This window comes from Micromonospora sp. AKA38 (assembly GCF_027925725.1).
In the GTDB taxonomy this organism is placed as follows: Bacteria; Actinomycetota; Actinomycetes; order Mycobacteriales; family Micromonosporaceae; genus Micromonospora.
On sequence record NZ_BNEI01000005.1, the window covers coordinates 2,287,602 to 2,304,477 of the forward strand.

Genomic DNA, 16,876 nt, shown 5'->3' on the forward strand with positions numbered 1-16,876 from the left:
GATGCTGTCCCCGCGCGCCGGGGTCCCCCGGCCGCCCTCACCCGTTGAGCGTCCGGTCCCGCACCTCGTGGAGATCGTCGAACGACGACAGGTCGGGCACCGTCCAACCGTCCAGGTCGTACTCGGAGAGGCACTCCTGCGCGAAGGCCTTGTAGTCGTCGATCTCACCGCTCGCGAGCTGCGCCGAGAGCAGCTCGACCCGGGTGTTCTCGTGATTGCCCGCGTAGTTGCGCTCGTAGAGCTCGTGCCGCCCGCCGAACTCGGTGCCGACGGCGTCCCACAACAGCTTCATGACCTTCATGCGCTCGACCGCGTCGCTGCCGTCGGAGCCGCGGAGATACTGGTCCAGGTACGGCCGGATCTCCGGGTTCTTGAAGTCCTCGGCGCTGGAGTTGATGTAGATCAACCCGCTGGCGACATCCTGCTGGATGATCTCCTTGATCCTCGGATAGCCGATCTGCATGAACCACCGGTATGCCATCCCGTACCGCGGGTTGGGCAGGACCGCGCCGTTGTGCCAGGGCACCGGGTTGCGGGCCGCCGCGTCCGAGAACGCCCAGAACAGGTTGCGCCAGGCCAGCACCTCGCCGATCCGGGTCTGCACGCCACGGAAGTCCTTGGCACCGGTGAGTTCCACCGCCCGCGCGAGCAGGCCGGCGATGAACTCGAGTTTCACCGCCAGGCGGGTGCAGCCCTGGAACGTGAACCGCTCGGAGAAGCCCGACCGGCTGGGGAACAGTTGGACCTTTCCCAGATGGCCGTAGATGAACACGTTCTCCCACGGGATGAGCACCTTGTCCATCACGAGAATCGTGTCGTTCTCGTCCAGCCGGGAGGAGAGCGGGTAGTCGAACGGGCTGCCCATCAGTGCCGCGCTGGCCGTGTAGGACGGACGGCAGATCAGCTTCAGCCCGGGCGCCCCCATCGGAACGGTCGCCACGAGCGCGAACTTCTTGTCCTTGATCGGCAGGCCGTAGTGCGCGATGAAGTTGTAGTGCGTCAGCGCCGAGCCGGTGGCGACCACCTTGGCGCCGCTCACGACGAGCCCGGCGTCGGTCTCCTTCTCCACGTGCACGAAGACGTCACCGACCTCGTCCGGGGAGCGGTTCCGGTCGACCGGCGGATGCGCGATCGCGTGGTTCCAGTAGAGGACCTTCTCCTGGGACTCCGCGTACCACCGCCGCGCGTTCTCGTCGAACGGCTTGTAGAAGTCGGCGTTCGCACCGAGCGTGCCGAGGAAGGCGGCCTTGTAGTCGGGGCTGCGCCCCATCCAGCCGTAGCTCATCCGGGCCCAGGCGGCGATGGCCTGCTGGTGCTCGACCAGGTCCTCCGCCGAGCGGGGTGTGGTGAAGAACTTGTGGGTGAAGCCGTCGCTGCCCGTGTCGGTGGGCGAGGTGAGCACGTCACGCGTGCGCGGGTCGTGCAACGCGTCGTAGAGCCGCGCGGTCATCCGTACCGGGTTGTAGAACGCAGGATGACTGGTCATGTCCTTCACGCGATCACCGTAAAGATACAGACAGCGGTCGTCACGCAGCGATTCGATGTATTCGGCGCCGGTCATCGGCCGCGTTTTCCGCGGTTCATGCATCTTCTCTTGATCCGCCATTTCGTTCCTCCGAACAGGCGATCGACGACTGAGCATCAGGGCGTGAGGAAACTGCGTGCTGGGCGGCGTTTTACGCTCGAACGGGCGCTCCTCGGATCGGCAGGCGAGACGGCAGGAACCGGCTCTCTCGCACCAGTGGGGAGCCGGCCGCGCGGTCAGACGTCGGAAATGACGGCCACACCGCCGATTCTTCGCGAACTTTCGGGTAAGCGCATCTTCTGTGTTGCAGAGTGCTGCCCCGAAGCGCCGGCCACCGGAAAATCCGGGTCGGCAGCGGAGAAGTAGTCCGCGCCCCGGTCGCCGGGTATGCTGCGCTGATTCGAGTCGGGAACGCCGGCCGAGGGCTCGCACCCGCATACCTCGTCCACCATTGTGTTGCCCCGGGGCGCAGCCCCGCACACTCGGCCGCCTTCATCGCGCACAAGACAACGCGTGGCCGCCCGGCTTCCCGGCCCGGTGTGCTCGGGAGTGTCCACCACGCTGCACCGGCGACGCGGCGGCCCGCGCCGGTCAGCGAAGCCGGGCCCTCGCCCTGACGGTTTCAGGGCTCGCGCGGTTGGTTCACGTCAGCCGCCACCTCGGCGATCGGCTGGTCTGTCTCGCGGACGACCCGGGCGTCCCGCACGGGACTCCCGGGTCGAACCGCCACCTCTTCTCCAGAGACCGTGATCAGGTCGCCGGATCGTGCACTTCTGGCCGGATCAGATCACCTCAGTCGGCTACGGCCGGCGCTACCTCCGGAGCAGCCGGCGCGGCCTTCTCCTCCGACGGCTTCTCCTCCGACTCGGGCCTGGTCCGCTCGCCCCACCGCGCCACGGCGGGCGCCAACAGGCCCACCAGGGCGAAGAACACGCCGATGCCGACCAGACCCGGCCGGCCGAGGGTCAGGATGAAGCTGAGGAACAGCAGCGGGGCGAACGCCTCGCCGATGCCGGAGCCGATCCCGAGGAAGCCCATGTACTGCCCCTGTGCGTGCGCCGGCGGCAGGCCGAAGTTGAGGGCGAAGGAGCCCGCCATGTACCACAGCTCGCCGTAGGTGTGCACGAGGACGGCCGCGACCAGCAGGAGCACCGCGGCCCAGCCGGGAAGCCCGCTCGCGAAACCCATCCCGGCACAGCTGAACAGGAGGAGCGCTCCGGCGCGCCGGATCGCGACGCCACCCTGCCGGATCGTCTTCACCTTGTTGCCGACGCGAACCATGAACAAGACGATCAACGTGTTGTTGATGATGTAGAAGACCGCAACCGTCCAGGTCGGAGCATTGGTGGCATCGACCACCCACAGCGGCAGCAGCATATTGATCATGAAGAGCTGGAGGTTCATGGCACCGGCGATCGCCGTCCACGCGACGAAGGGCCGGTCGGACAGCACACCCCAGCGGGACGCGGTTTCCGGCTTCGGCAACGGCTCGTAGTCGGGCAGCCGGGTGAAGACCAGCAAGGCGCCCAGGAAGCTGAGCGCGTCGAGGGCGATCATCAGGTGGTACGCGGTCGGCGTACCGATCTGGATCACGACGGCACACCCGGCGGTGCCCAGGCCCATGGCGACGAACTGGATCGCGTGCACCTGGGCGCGGAAGCCGACCGCCTCGTCGCCGGCAACCCGACGCAGCAGCGATTCGGACGCCGCCACGGACGCCTTCATCGCCAGCATGTCGAGGGTGGCGGCGATGACAAGTTGGGTGAAGTTGTCGATGAAGATGAATGTGGTAGCCGTCAGGGCCTGGATCACCAGCATGACCTTGACGGTCTTCACCGGACTCCACCGGTCGGCCAGGTTGCCGACCGGGACACCGCTGATCAGGCTGATGGCGACGCCGATGGTGAGGGCGAGACCCACCTGCGAGGCGGGCAGCCCCACGATTCGGGTGAAATACAGGCTCATACTGACGACCAGCAGCCCGAACCCGAACATGTTGATAAAGGTGCCCAGCGCGTAAAACCGCTTCGGCCCAGCCTCGGGAACAAGGGAGCGAAGCTCCTTGATCGGGTTAAACCTCGGCATGCAGTACCACCATCTCTCGCCGTCCGCCAGCGGATGCTACCTATTGGAACCAGACCTTACTACCTTTTAGGCACGGAACCTTCGGCACAACTTCCAGATTGCTCTCCCCAACAGACGAAACGCTCTCCGGTTTGCCTCCCGTCTATTGCGCGGCGGCCTCCCCGAGCAAGCCGCTGACCTGGAAGAAGACAAAGGAGAGTGGCGGGATTCCCACCCATCCGACGCTTCTCCCCTTTGGGGGGCGCCCGACTCGACCTCGTCGCGACCGCCCGGCGCGGCGGCGAGTCGGGCGCGCCGGGCGGGTTGACACACCGCCCGAAATCCGACAAAGAACCTAAGCTTCTGCATACACTCATCCCACCCAAGTAGTAAATATGGGGGGCAACTCCGGCACGTCCACCGCGCCTCATCAATGGGGCCGGCGGAGGGGCGCGACCGGAGGTCCCGAGTGGATCCCGAGTGCCGGTGCACCCATGGCGAGGGTTCGCGCCAGACGCGCACCAGATGGACGCCGCGCCGACGGAGGTCCGGGTGGTGGCAACCGATCATCGAGAGGTGGAGCATGGCAAAGCTGATCTACGTGACGAACGTGTCGCTCGACGGCTACATCGAGGACGAACGCGGCGACTTCAACCTGTTTCCGGTCGATGACGAGGTGTTCGTGTGCTACACCGACATCGTGCGGTCGGCGGGCACCTTCCTCTACGGACGGCGGCAGTACGAGGCGATGGCCGTCTGGGAGACCAATGACGCGCTGGCCGCGCAGTCCGACCTCACCGCCGATTTCGCCAACGCCTGGCAGGCGGCGAGCAAGGTCGTCTACTCCGGGAGCATCTCCTCGGCGTCAACCGCCGACACCACTGTCGAACGTCGTTTCGACCCCGGCGCGGTCAAGGAGATGAAGGCCGCGGCCGACAGCGACCTCACCATCGGAGGCGCCAATCTCGCGACGCAGGCCTTCAAGGCCGGGCTGGTCGACGAGTGCCAGCTGTTCGTCCTGCCCGTCGCCGTCGGTGGGGGCAAGCCGGGACTGCCGACCGGGATGCGTACCGACCTCGATCTCGTCGACGAGCGTCGGTTCCGCAACGGCGTCGTGCACCTGCGCTACCGCCCTCGCGAACAGGAAGCGACAGCCCGATCCGCACGGTGACCCATCGGCGTGGCCACACAGTCGTACGGTCGGGGTCGACGCGGACGCCCTCAGCGTCACCCTCGTCGACCCCGACCGCTCCGCCGGCCCGCTCCACGACCCGGCGGCTACCGACAGACGATCAGTGGACCGCGGCCGGAGCCTCGGTTGGTCGGGTTCGTCCCGGCCGGCCCCACCGCCGCATCACCGGACGCTCCACCAGGGAGTACAGGAGCCAGGCGACGAGCAAACAGGCCAGATAGGAGCCGATGAGGAACGCTATCGCGGGCAACGTGGCGAACGGTCGCGAGGTGAACATCCCGCCCAGGCCCCACTGGTGGTTGAACGCGGCCTGAAGGGAGAAGAACACCGTGATGTGGACGAGGTAGAAGGCGTACGAGATCTCGCCCAGGAAGACCATGACGCGGGTGTTGAACAGCGTCCGGCGTCCGGCGAGGTCCGCCGCGGCCGTGCCGGTGATCGCCAGCGCGAGCGGGATGAGGAAGGCGATCTGGTATCCCTCCTCGAACAGCTTGAGCGGCAGGGTCGCCACGTACGCCGCCGCCACCACCGCCGCGATGAGCGACGGCCGGATGTTCGGCCAGCGGCCCGTGATCAGGATCCGGGCCATGACCATCCCGACCACGAACTCGAACATCCGGGTGACCGGGAAGTAGTAGATGAACCACAGCTGGGGCCAGGAGAGCGAGGCGGAGATGGGAGTCGCCGGGCTGTCGGGCAGGATCAGCCGCGAGAGCACCGGCATGAGCAGGGCGGCCACGGCGGCCAGCCCGGCGTACAGCCACAGCCGGCCGGGCCGGATCCGGTTGATCACGATCAGCAGGAGCGGGAAGCACAGGTAGAACAGCAGCTCCACCGACAACGTCCAGGTCGGCGGGTTCACCGCGAGGAGCTGGTAGTCGAAGCTCGGCACCCACGCCTGCATGAGCGGGAGGTTGGCCAGCGCCTCGGGCCACAGGATGGTGCGCCCGGCCACGAACATCAGGACCAGCAGAATGGCGTAGACCACGAGGTGGTTCGGGAAGATCTTGAAAAACCGGCGTCGGTAGTAGTTCTTCAGGCCGTCGCGCGGCTTGCCCGACCAGGTGAGGATGAAGCCGCTCAGCACGAAGAAGAACATGACGCTCAGCGGGCCCAGGTTGCGGGAGAACTCGTTGTAGGCGTTCTGCACGCCCTGGTCGGAGAAGAGCGGCTGGAACATCGCGTGGTGGATGAACACCAGGGTCGCGGCCACGGTCCGCATTGCCGTCAGGGAGGGGAGTCTGATGCCCGGAGGTGTCGGGGAATCCGTTGCCCCGTCCACCCTTTCTTGCACTGTCATCGGCGGCTGTCCTTTCGCTCCGGCCGAGGATCCCACGCGTCCGTCGCGACCACGTCTTCGTAAATGCGTTCATGTCGGCGCGCAGGCGGGGCCGGGGCGGCGGGCCGACGAACGTGACGTGGATCGATGCCGGTCATCCGGTCGGCGCGGCACTCGCCGACCCCGCGAGTCGCGCCCCGGACGACCGGCCCGTCGTCCCCTCGGCGACGTCAGCGCATCCGTACCCGGGTGAGTTCCCGCACGGCCACCGTCGGCAGCAGGACGGAGATGCCCCCGTGACTGTGCAACATGGACATGTCACGCCAGACGCGCTCGAGCCGCTCGCCGTGCCGGACCGAACTCGCGCCGGCGGTCGGCATCAGGTAGTTCGCCACCGCGTCCCAACAGAGCTGGATCACGTGTCGGCAGATCGCCGAGATCCGCAGGTCCTCTTGCCGGGTGACCGCCGCGGGGCCACGGACACAGTTGTCGTGCCACTGCTGAACTCCGTTCAGCAACGCGGCCTCGGCGGTACCGATCATGCCGACGGCGTCGCCGTACCAGAACTGGTAGTCGGGATCGTGGTGCCGGGCCACGATCGGCGGGACCAGGGTCGTCCGCTCCCGTAGCAGGATCTCGTAGATGTCGAGCGCTCCCCGGGCGATGCCCACGGCCAGGGCCGCGTTGCCGAGATTCGTGAAGGAGAGCGGCCCGCCGCCGTACTCCGGGTTCCCGTGCAGGTCCCGGCCCGGCGTGCCACCCGAGACGTCGGCCTCCATTACCTGCACGCCGGGCAGGGCGAGGTGCTCCGGAACGTAGGCGTTCTCCATGGTGATGCTGTGTGACCCACTGCCGCGCAGGCCCAACTGCCGGCCCCAGTCGTCCAACCGCGTCCACTGACTGCGTGGCGCGAGGAAGAACAGGGGTTTCGGCGACGCCCCGTTCACACCGGCGATCAGGGCGTGTCCGAGGAAATGCGTCGCGTAGGGCGACCCGGAGCAGTAGGACCACTTGCCGCTGATCGTCCAGCCGCCGTCCGCGGAGCGTTCGGCGGACCCGCTGGGAACGGCGGTGCCGGGGCAGATGAAGTCGCCGACGCCGAACACCTCCGATTGCGCCTGCTCACCGAACATGGTGGCGACAACCTGCGTGTGCATGGCCCCGAGGGTGAACATCCAGCCGGTCGACGGGCATCCGCGCAGCAGGGTCGTGGAGACGCGCACGAAAGTGTCGAGGCCGAATTCGTAGCCGCCGTAACGCCGGGGCTGAAGAATTCGGTAGAAGCCGTTCCGGGCGAATTTCTCGTGGATGTCCTCGGCGTAGAAGCTGCGTTCCTCGACCTCTGCCTGGCGGTCGACGAGCTCGGGGATCATCGCCTCGGCCCGCGCCACCATCTGGGCCGGGGTGAGGTCCGGCTCGACCGGGGCAGGAAGGTCGTGTTCGGCGGTGCCGCTGATTCGTGTCACGGTGCACGATCCTTTCGGCTGCTGACGGTTCTCCCGGTCAGATGCAGCGTGTCGGAGTCCAGTCCGCAGACGATCCTTATCGCCGAGATGGAGCTGATGCCACCTCGACAGCCTCGTCGAGTGTCCCAACTCCGCCGGCCTGCCACATCTTTACGATTGCTGATCGACATCGACGCTCGTCGACGATTTGTAGCGCAGTCCTGAAGGCGAAATCGATCAGCGCCGGCGGTACGTTCCCTCTTGTCAGGTCGGGTCTGCGGACGAGTGGACGGAGATGAGGCGGCATGGGTTCCAGGTCCATCCAGGAGCAGTTCGCCAGGCAGGTGGCCCGGACACCCGACGCGCCGGCGCTGACCGGAGGGAGCGTACGGCTGACCTATCGCCAGCTCGACGAGCGCGCCAACCAGTTGGCGCATCGGCTGATCGGCCTCGGCGTGCGGCCCGGCGAGCCGGTCGGGGTGCTGATCACGCGCTCACCCGAGCTGATCGTGGCGACCCTGGGCGTGCTCAAGGCCGGCGCGGTCTACCTGCCGTTGCACCACTCCCATCCGCTGGAGGCCAAGCAGCGGGTCATGGACAACGCCGGCCGGCCGGTGCTGCTGGCCGACGAGGAGACCCACCGCGCCGGCCTACCGGTCGGCAGGCGGACCGTGCTCGTCGACCCGGCCCCCGCGCGCCAGGACCCGCCGGTCGCCGCCCCGGACATCGACGTACGACCGGACGACATCGCGTGCGTCATCCACACCTCCGGGTCGTCGGGGCTGCCGCGGGGCGTCTGCGTGACCCACCGGGGCGTGCTGAGCGTCGCCCTGGACTCGTGCTGGGACAGCAGTCCCCAGGACCGGGTGCTCATGGTGGCGCCGTACGCGGCGGCGGTGTCGACGTACGAGATGTGGGTTCCCCTGCTGCGCGGCGGTCACCTGGTCCTGGCACCGCACGGTCGTCTGGACCTCGGCACGCTCCGGCGGCTGATCCGGGACCACGAGATCACCTCCGTCCAGCTCACCAGCGGCCTGTTCCGGGTGGTCGCCGACCAGGCGCCGGACTGCCTCGCCACCGTCGGTGAGGTCTCGACCGGTGGGGACGTCATCTCGCCGGGCGCCGTCGAGCGGGTGCTGAAGGCGTGCCCCGGCATCACGGTGCGACCCACCTACGGGGCGACCGAGGTCACGCTGTTCGCCACCACCACCACGGTGAGGGCGCCGTTCGTTCCCGCGACGCGGGTGCCGGTCGGCCGTTCGCTGGACAACGGCGAGCTGTTCGTGCTCGACGAGCGGCTCCGGCCGGTCGGCCCCGGCCAGGTCGGGGAGCTGTACGTCGCGAGCGAGCGCCTGGCGCGCGGCTACCTCGGCCGGCCGGGCCTGACCGCGGAGCGCTTCGTGGCGAACCGGTTCGGCGGCGCCGGGACGCGCATGTACCGGACCGGCGACCTGGTCCGCTGGGCCACCGACGACATGATCGAGTTCGTCGGCCGGGCGAACGACCAGGTGAAGATCCGTGGATTCCGGGTCGGTACCGCCGAGGTCGAGGCAGCGCTGACCGCCTACCCGGAGATCTCCGAGGCGATCGTCGTGGCCCGGCCGACCGACGACGGCGACCACCGCCTCGTCGGGTACGTCGTCGGCGAGACCGACGCGGTGGACCTCGCAGCGCTCCGCAGGCACGCGGAGAAGGTGCTGCCCGACTACTCGATCCCCGCCGCGTTCGTGGTGCTCGACTCGCTCCCGCTCACGCCGAACGGCAAGGTGGACCGTCGGGCGCTGCCCGAACCGGTCCTCGCCGGTTCGTCGACCCACACGTCCCCCGGCACCCCGCAGCAGGAGATCCTGTGCGCCGCCTTCGCCAGCGCCCTGGGCGTCGCGGAGGTGGGACTCGACGACAGCTTCTTCGAACTCGGCGGGCAGTCGCTGAGCGGGATCCGGCTGGTTCAGACGGTCAACGAGGCGCTCGGTGTGGAGCTCACTCTTGACGACCTGTTCGAGCTGCCCACCGTCACCGAGCTGGACCAGTACCTCCTGGAACAAGCGGAACCAGTTGATAGGAGCCGGGATGAGCCCCACTAGGACCACAGGCGTCGACGCGCCGGAGACGATCCCGCTGTCGCTGAATCACCAGTTCGTCGACGTGTTCGACCACGGTGACGACGACGGCCCGTTCGGTCCCCGGTACCACGTGGTGGACGCGTGGCGCGTGACGGGCGGGCCGATCGACGTCGCCGCGCTGCGCGACGCGCTGCAGGACGTCGTCACGCGGCACGAGGCACTCCGGACGCGGATCGTCGGTACGACGGGGAATCGGCACCAGGAGATCTCGCCGCCCGGTCCGGTGCGCGTGGAGATCCGCGACCTCCCGGAGACGCCGGAGGCGGCGCGCGCGGCGCGCGCCGACGAGCTGCGGCAGGAGGTCGAGGACGAGACGATCGGCGTGGACGAGACGCCCGCCCTGCGGGTGGTGCTGGGCAGGTTCGACGACCAGGACACGGTCCTGGTCGTGATGATCCACCACATCGTCTCGGACGGCATGTCCATGGAGGTGGTCATTCGCGACCTGGTCAACCGGTACGTCGCGAGGACGGGTCAGACCGTCCCGGACCTGCCGGCGGCACCGCAGTTCCGCGAGTTCGCCGACTGGCAGCGGACCGGGGCCGGTGCGGGCACGGAGGCGAAGCGCGAATACTGGCGCCGCAAGCTCGACGGCGGTCTGTTCTCGGCGCTCCCCACGGACATCCCGCGATCCGCGAACCTGCCCGAGTCGACCGCGGCGCACTGGTTCCGGATCCCGGACGACGTGTTCTCGACCATCGACCGGCTGGCCAGAGCCCACCGCGCCACGCGGTTCATGGTCCTGGTCGCGATGTACAAGCTGCTCGTGCATCGGCTGACCGGCGCCACGGACGTCGTCATCGCGACGTTCACGCCGGGGCGTGGCGGGCAGCTGTTCGAGAACACCGTGGGCCCGCTCTTCAACTTCCTGCCGCTGCGCACCGACCTTGCCGGCTGCGCGTCGTTCGGGGACCTGCTCAAGCGGACCCGGACCACCTGCCTCGAAGCGTTCTCGCACGAGATGCCGACGCTGGAGATCTTCGGGCAGGCCCCGGAGCTGATGCGGACGGCCGCCTCCGACGACCACGCGGCGGCGGTGTTCCAGGCGGTGCCCGATCAGCGGCAGTACATCGAGGTGCCGGGAGAGGTGAAGTTCGGCCGGATCCCGCGGGCGACGGGCCTACAGCCGCGGAAGTCCGCCGTGCCGGACGGCGCGCTGTGGACCCTGACCAGGGAACCGTCGGGTGACGCCTCGGTGTGCCTCTCCTTCAAGCGCAACCTGTTCCGTGAGGAGACCATCGCCTCGATGGCCGCGGACTTCGCGGAGATCGCCCGGACCTTCAGTGCCTCGCCGGACGCGCCGCTGGGGCTGGCCTGACAAGGTTTTTTTCTACCACCGCGATTCCACCAGTCACCCGGAAGGAATGTCATGACGAACCCCTTCGAGAACGAGGACGCCACCTACCTGGTGCTGGTCAACGAGGAGAACCAGCACTCGCTGTGGCCGGCGGAGGTCGACGTGCCCGAGGGCTGGCGAACCGTGGTCGAGGCCAGCTCCCGTCAGGAGTGCCTGGCGTACGTGGAGGAGAACTGGACGGACATGCGCCCGACCAGCCTCATCGCGGCCACCGAGGCGGCCGGCTCCGCATCGGGGCGGTGAGGCACCCGCTCCGTCCGTCTCCACCGTCGGACATCTGACCGTCTCGCCACCCCCGCCCGCCTCGCCCGTCGGCATCGTGCTCGGCCACCGCGCCGAGCACGATGCCGACGTCGGCGACGTCCCGCCCGGCCTTCTGCGCGCCGGCTCGGGGACGCTCACGGATCGCCGGCAACGCCCGGAAACCCGCCTGGTCCGCCACCGGTTTTTTCGCTGCGATTATCGCGCATCGGGGCACGTCAGCGACGTATAGCCCGGCCGGAAACCTGAGCGCTATCGAAATATTCGGCGGAACGTTCCGTTCGGACGCCCGGTTCGTCGCTGCTGTCCGGCATTGCCCTGCCGTTTCTCCGCCCTCCTCCGCAAACAGTGGGAATGCGGCGCCAATGAGCTGCGCCCACCCGGCGGACCGGGGCATGCCACCGGGGTCCCACGTCATCGCGTTTTGTCGGACCTGTCTGAACAGCCCAAACGCAACGATCCGCACGGTCTTCTGTTTCGGGCCTTGAATCACAGATCCCTGTCGTGCATGATCACCGCGAATGTGCGACGCGCCCGTCCCGGCGGACAGTCGGGCTAATTCCGCATGCGTGAGGAAGGCTCAGCAGTGTGTGGTTAGTCAAAAGCGGACCGATGATTCTCGACCCGGAGCTGGTCGGCCACAAGTTCGCCAGACAGGCGGAACTGGCCCGTGACGGATTTGCCGTACCGCCGTTACGGTGCGTGCCCGCGACCGTGTTCGACCAGGTCGTCGGCCCTCTCCTGACCGATATCCGCGCCGACACGGCCGGGTCGGCCCAAGCGCTGCTCAGCCACGCGGAAGCGCTTCGGCAGAGAGTCCGGTACCTGACAATTCCATCAGAACTCCTCGATGAAATAGACGCGCACTTCGACGAGATCGCCGGACCGGACGGACTGGTGGCGGTGCGTGCGTGTGCGGTACCCCGACCCAATCAGCAGGAGTCGGGCGAGGATTCGGCGGAGGATCCGTTCGCCGGGCTCAGTGACAGTTTCCTGTACGTTGGGCGGGCCGGTCTCGCCGAACGACTCGTCGCCTGCTGGGCGTCGGCGTTCAACCCGGAAGCGGTGCTCTACCGCGCCCGCCGGGGCCACGCCCCGTTCGCCGCGCGAATCGCGGTCGGGATTCAACGAATGGCCATGGGCACCCGGTCATTCGTCGCGTTCACCCGCGATCCGCGCGACGGCGCGGCCCGCCTGGTGATCGCCGCCGCCTATGGCATTGGCGAAGGGGTGGTTCAGGAAAAGGCCGATGTCGACCACTATTTCGTGGACCCGGCGACCGGCGCGGTCGAGCCCCACGTGACGGTCAAGACCAGGGCGGTCGGGTGGGATCCGGCCCGCGCCGACCAGGGACCGGTCGACCTGCCGGTACCCCCGGAACTGGCCACCGAGCCGGTGCTCACGGACGCCGACCTGGCGGCGATCGCGGAACTGGCGGCGCGGGTCGAGGCCCGCTTCCACGCACCCCAGGACATCGAGGGCACGATCACCGAGGACGGCGCGATCCACCTGGTCCAGGCGCGCCCGGTCGCCACGCCGGCACGCCCCCCGGACGAGGTGGGAAGCCCGGCCCTGCTCTGGGACAACAACAACGTCACCGAGAGCTTCCCGGGCATCAGCTGCGCCCTGACCTACTCGGTGGCCCGGGAGCTGTACGAGGTGGGGTTCACCGACCTCTACCGGCGGATGGGCGTGCCCGCCCGCACGCTGCGACGCGAGCGACCGACCCTGCGTCGGATGATCGGGCACCTGGACGGCCGGATCTACTACCAACTCGACTGCTGGTACCACCTGCACGGCCTGATCCGGTGCTTCCGCCCGCTCTGGTCCACCTGGGAACGGTCCCTCGGCCTGGCCGCGACCGGCAGCACCGGGCGGGACGGGACGACGGCCCGGCACGACGGCGTACCCGGCGGACGGCGCGGCTCCCGACTCACCGACGTACTCGACGTGCTGGAGATCCTCGCCCGGCTGGTCGCGCACCCGTGGCGGGTCCGCCGCTTCCTCCGCTGGTGGGACGGGTACCACGCGGGCCTCGCCGACGTGGCGGCCCGACGTCCGCACGAGATGGTCGACGCGTACCGGGCGCTGTGGGTGCAGGTGGCCCGGCGGTGGGGGGTCACCCTGGTCAACGGGATCTTCCTGTTCACCGCCACCCGGGCGACCGACGGGCTGCTGCGCCGGTGGGTGCCGGGGGCGGACCGGAGCCTGCTCAACGGGTTGCTGTGCGGCGGTCCGGAGAACCGCTCCACCGCGGCGCTGCACTCGGCGATCGCGCTGGCGGCGACCGCCGCGGAGGACCCGGACACGCGGGCGGCGCTGCGGTCCGGCGCGGACCCGCGGCGGATCTGGGACGACCTGGTCGCCGGCCGGCACGGCGCCCGGTTCCTGGCGGCGCTGCGGGAACACCTCCGTGACCACGGCGACCGGGGCATGCACGACCTCAAGCTGGAGACGCCCGCCCCGCGGGACGAACCGTGGACCGTCCTCCAGCCGGTGCGGGCCTACCTGGCCCGGGGACTCACCGTGTCGGCCAGCCGCGCCGCCGGGCGCCAGGCGCACGACCAGTCCGTACGCGAGTTGCGCGAGCGGTGCCGCAACCCGGTGAAACGGGCCGTGCTGCGCGGGCTGGGCCGGACGATGCGTACGCTGATCAATGTTCGGGAGAACACCCGGTTCTGCCGCAGCCAACTCTTCGGCGACTCCCGGGTGCTGCTCACCCGCCTCGGTGCGGAGCTGGCCGCGCGGGGCCGCCTGGACCGGCCGGGCGACGTCGTCGACCTCACCGTCGACGAGGTGCTGGGCGCCTTCGACGGCACCCTGGCCGGGGCCGACCTGCGCGGGCTGGCGGCGGTCCGGGCCGCCGAGCGGGCCCGCTGGACGGACGCCGACCCGCTGCCCACCCGGCTGCGCACCGATGCCGACCTGCCGCTCGCGGTGGCGCTGGCCGGGGCACGCGTCGCCGGCGGGGCCGCCGCACCCGGGCCGGGAGCACCCGTCGGACCGGACGCGGCCGTCCTCACCGGGTTGGCCTCCAGCTCGGGCGTCGTCCGCGGCCCGGCCAAGGTCGTGCTCGATCCGTCGATCGACGCCGAGCAGTGCCGCGACCACGTCCTGGTCGCCCGGGAGACCGATCCCGGCTGGCTCTACCTGATGCTCTCGGCGAGGGCGCTGGTGGTGGAACGGGGCACCCTGCTGTCGCACACCGCCATCACCGGACGCATGCTCGGCATCCCCACCGTGGTCGCGGTGGACCGGGCCACCGACCGGATCACCGACGGCAGTCTCATCGAGGTGGACGGCACGGCCGGCACGGTGCGGATGCTGGACGGAGTCCGATGACCGGCCGCTGGGGCCGGTACGTGGCCGCCGCGTACCCGCCGGCGGTGCACGTGCCGTTCATGCTCTCCTGGGCGATCGGCCTGACCGCCCTCTTCGCGGCGGTCGGCGGGGTGCCGCGCTGGCGGCCCGACGGCGGGCTCGCCGTCACCGCGGTCACGCTTGTGGTCGGCATGCTGCTGCTGCGGGCCATGGACGACATCCGGGACCACGAGTACGACCGCCGGCACAACCCGCACCGGCCGTTGCCCGCCGGGGTGGTCCGGGAGCGGGACCTGATGGTCCTCGTCGTCCTCGGCGCCGCCGCCCTGCTGCTGCTCAACGCCGGCCGGGGCGTGGTCCTGGCGGCGCTGGCCGGGCAACTCGGCTACACGGCCGTGGTGATCACCCTGGACCGGGTGTACGGCTGGCCCGCCGGCGACCGGTTGGCCCTGCACCTCGCCGTGAACCTGCCGATCCAACCGCTGCTCAGCATCTACGTGTACACCGCCTTCCTGCACGCCGAGGGGCGGCGGCCGGACCTGGGCGGGGTGCTCGCCATCGTCGCGGTCACGCTCAGCGGGGTGTGCCTGGAGTTCGGCCGCAAGGCCACCCGCCGGCCCCGACCCGGGGAGCGGACGTACAGCACGGTCCTCGGCCCGTGGGGGACCACGGCCGTCGCGCTCGGCGCCGCCGTGCTCGCCACCGGCATCGTGCTGGTACTGCTGCGGCCGTGGCAGTCCGGCGCCGGACACGCCTGGGGCTGGCTGGCGCTGGTGCCGCTGGCGTGGTCGGTGGCCGCGGCGTCCCGGTTCGTCACCGGCGCGCCCCGCTGGCCGGTGGGCCTCACCATCGCCTACATCCCGGTGACGTACGCGAGTTATCTCGCGGTCGGGTGGCTGACGAAGGGAGCACCGGCGTGAGCCGCTCCGACGGCACCGGGTTCTGGGCCCTGCTCGGGCCGGACCTCGCCGGCAAGTCGACGGTGTTGCGCCGGCTGCACGACGAGCACGGCTGGCGGGTCGTCTCCTACGACGACCGGTATCTCGGGCCGTACCCGCTGATCCATCAGCTGCGCAGGAGCTGGATCACCGACGCGTTCGGGTGGGCCGGGGAGCGCTACTCCCCCGAGCTCGTGGTGTCGGTGCTGACCCCGATCGTGCTGCACCTGCGGGAGGAACTGGCGCGGGCCGCCGACGCGGACCGGGTCATCATCGACTCGTACTACTACAAGCTGCTGGTCAAGTGCCGGCTGCTCGGGGTGGAGCACACCCCCACGTTCGACTACTGGCGCTCGTTCCCGCAGCCCGGCCGCGTGCTCTACCTGGACGTGCCGGCGGAGACGGCCTGGGCGCGCAGCGGCGACGGTGCGCGGGTCAACCGGTTCGAACACTACGGGCCGGCCGTCGACCGAGCCGATTTCGTCAGGTTGCAGACGGACCTGCGCGCGGCGCTGCTGGCCGAGGTCCGCGACCTGCCGGTGCGGATCGTCGACGGCGCGGCGCCACCGGACGAGGTGGTCGCGGCAGTGCTGACGACGACCAGTGAGTCCACTATGGACTCCGTGGCGCACCGGGCGGCGTCCCCGGCGGTGGACCGGTGAGCGCCCCGGTGGACCTCGACGGCGCACCGTCGGAGAGCCGGCTGGCCGAACTCCTCGCCGCACGCGCCGCCTGGGTGGGCGCCGAGCCGCACCGCGCCGCCGACGACACCGGGGGTTGCACCGTGCTGGTGCTGCTGCGCAGCGTCGACCTCGACGACCTGGTACGCGGCGCCCGGTGCTTCGCCGCCGGGCTGTCCGACGGGGAGGCGGACGCCTGGCGCCGGTCCTGGACCCGGACCCGCTTCCTGTTCGGCAACTCCGCCAACCTCACCGCCCGGAACCCGGCCCGGGTCGTCGCCCCGACGGGCAGCGCGGCCTGGTTGGGTCCCTTCCCGGCGGGCCGGCTACCGGGGCTGAGCCGCCTGCTCAAGCCGGTGACCGGGGTGCTGCCGGCCCTGCCGGCGGAGCTCGACCTCCCGCCGGTCGCCGGGCCGGCGTCGGCCCACCCCGGCGCTCCCCGCGAACTGCACGTGGCCGTCCGGGCGCTGACCCTGGCCGAGTACCTCGTGCACCTGCACCACACCCTGGCCGAATCGGTCCTGCGCGGCAGCCTGCGCGCCGACGAGCCACTCCGCCTGATCCACCGGACCGACCTCGACGCCCGACTGGTCCGCACCGAGCCCGGCTACGCGCGGGTCCACCACGCGCGCGGCGACTCCCCGGCCCTTCGCCTGTTCACCTGGCTCTCCCCCGAGCCGAGGCGATAGGG

12 protein-coding genes are annotated in these 16,876 nt (G+C 69.8%); 8 read left to right on the forward strand and 4 right to left on the reverse strand.

Annotated features, from left to right (window positions below; translation table 11 throughout):
* Positions 1–37: 37 nt before the first annotated feature.
* Positions 38–1,588 carry a 4-hydroxyphenylacetate 3-hydroxylase family protein gene (locus TPA0908_RS26945; protein WP_374709246.1) on the reverse strand — a complete coding sequence of 517 codons (1,551 nt, stop codon included), beginning with the start codon at positions 1,586–1,588 and terminating at the stop codon, positions 38–40.
* Positions 1,589–2,317: 729 nt separating this feature from the next.
* Positions 2,318–3,610: an MFS transporter gene (locus TPA0908_RS26950; RefSeq protein ID WP_281942544.1), complete on the reverse strand. Its 1,293-nt coding sequence runs from the start codon at positions 3,608–3,610 to the stop codon at positions 2,318–2,320.
* A gap of 562 nt (positions 3,611–4,172) precedes the next feature.
* Between TPA0908_RS26950 and TPA0908_RS26955 the strand changes: the two genes are divergently transcribed.
* A complete protein-coding gene (locus TPA0908_RS26955; RefSeq protein ID WP_281942545.1) occupies positions 4,173–4,760 on the forward strand; it encodes a dihydrofolate reductase family protein in 588 nt (195 codons plus the stop codon).
* 121 nt (positions 4,761–4,881) lie between these two features.
* Here TPA0908_RS26955 and TPA0908_RS26960 read toward each other — a convergent pair whose 3' ends face one another.
* Together TPA0908_RS26960 and TPA0908_RS26965 are read right to left on the reverse strand one after the other, a co-directional pair.
* The gene (locus tag TPA0908_RS26960; protein ID WP_281942547.1) at positions 4,882–6,081 is read right to left on the reverse strand and encodes an acyltransferase family protein; all 1,200 of its coding nucleotides are present in this window, start codon (positions 6,079–6,081) and stop codon (positions 4,882–4,884) included.
* 209 nt (positions 6,082–6,290) lie between these two features.
* A complete protein-coding gene (locus tag TPA0908_RS26965; protein ID WP_374709247.1) occupies positions 6,291–7,526 on the reverse strand; it encodes an acyl-CoA dehydrogenase family protein in 1,236 nt (411 codons plus the stop codon).
* Positions 7,527–7,810: 284 nt separating this feature from the next.
* On the opposite strand from TPA0908_RS26965, the gene TPA0908_RS26970 reads away from it, so the two are divergent.
* The 7 genes from TPA0908_RS26970 (at position 7,811) to TPA0908_RS27000 (ending at position 16,874) form a co-directional block, all read left to right on the forward strand.
* Positions 7,811–9,589 carry a non-ribosomal peptide synthetase gene (locus TPA0908_RS26970; RefSeq protein WP_281942549.1) on the forward strand — a complete coding sequence of 593 codons (1,779 nt, stop codon included), beginning with the start codon at positions 7,811–7,813 and terminating at the stop codon, positions 9,587–9,589.
* Positions 9,576–10,946, forward strand: coding sequence for a condensation domain-containing protein (locus TPA0908_RS26975; RefSeq protein ID WP_281942551.1), 1,371 nt, complete (start codon positions 9,576–9,578; stop codon positions 10,944–10,946). The genes TPA0908_RS26970 and TPA0908_RS26975 overlap by 14 nt, the downstream gene beginning before the upstream one ends.
* Positions 10,947–10,997: 51 nt before the next feature.
* On the forward strand, positions 10,998–11,228 hold the full coding sequence (locus tag TPA0908_RS26980) for an MbtH family protein (protein WP_281942553.1): 231 nt from the start codon (positions 10,998–11,000) through the stop codon (positions 11,226–11,228).
* A gap of 630 nt (positions 11,229–11,858) precedes the next feature.
* Positions 11,859–14,588 carry a PEP/pyruvate-binding domain-containing protein gene (locus tag TPA0908_RS26985; protein ID WP_281942555.1) on the forward strand — a complete coding sequence of 910 codons (2,730 nt, stop codon included), beginning with the start codon at positions 11,859–11,861 and terminating at the stop codon, positions 14,586–14,588.
* Positions 14,585–15,487: a UbiA prenyltransferase family protein gene (locus TPA0908_RS26990; protein ID WP_281942556.1), complete on the forward strand. Its 903-nt coding sequence runs from the start codon at positions 14,585–14,587 to the stop codon at positions 15,485–15,487. The genes TPA0908_RS26985 and TPA0908_RS26990 overlap by 4 nt, the downstream gene beginning before the upstream one ends.
* Entirely contained in the window at positions 15,484–16,167 is a 684-nt protein-coding gene (locus TPA0908_RS26995; protein WP_281942558.1) for a dTMP kinase, read from the forward strand. The genes TPA0908_RS26990 and TPA0908_RS26995 overlap by 4 nt, the downstream gene beginning before the upstream one ends.
* Complete coding sequence (locus TPA0908_RS27000; RefSeq protein WP_281942560.1) at positions 16,164–16,874, forward strand: DUF6182 family protein; 711 nt, start codon at positions 16,164–16,166, stop codon at positions 16,872–16,874. The genes TPA0908_RS26995 and TPA0908_RS27000 overlap by 4 nt, the downstream gene beginning before the upstream one ends.
* Positions 16,875–16,876 lie beyond the last annotated feature (2 nt).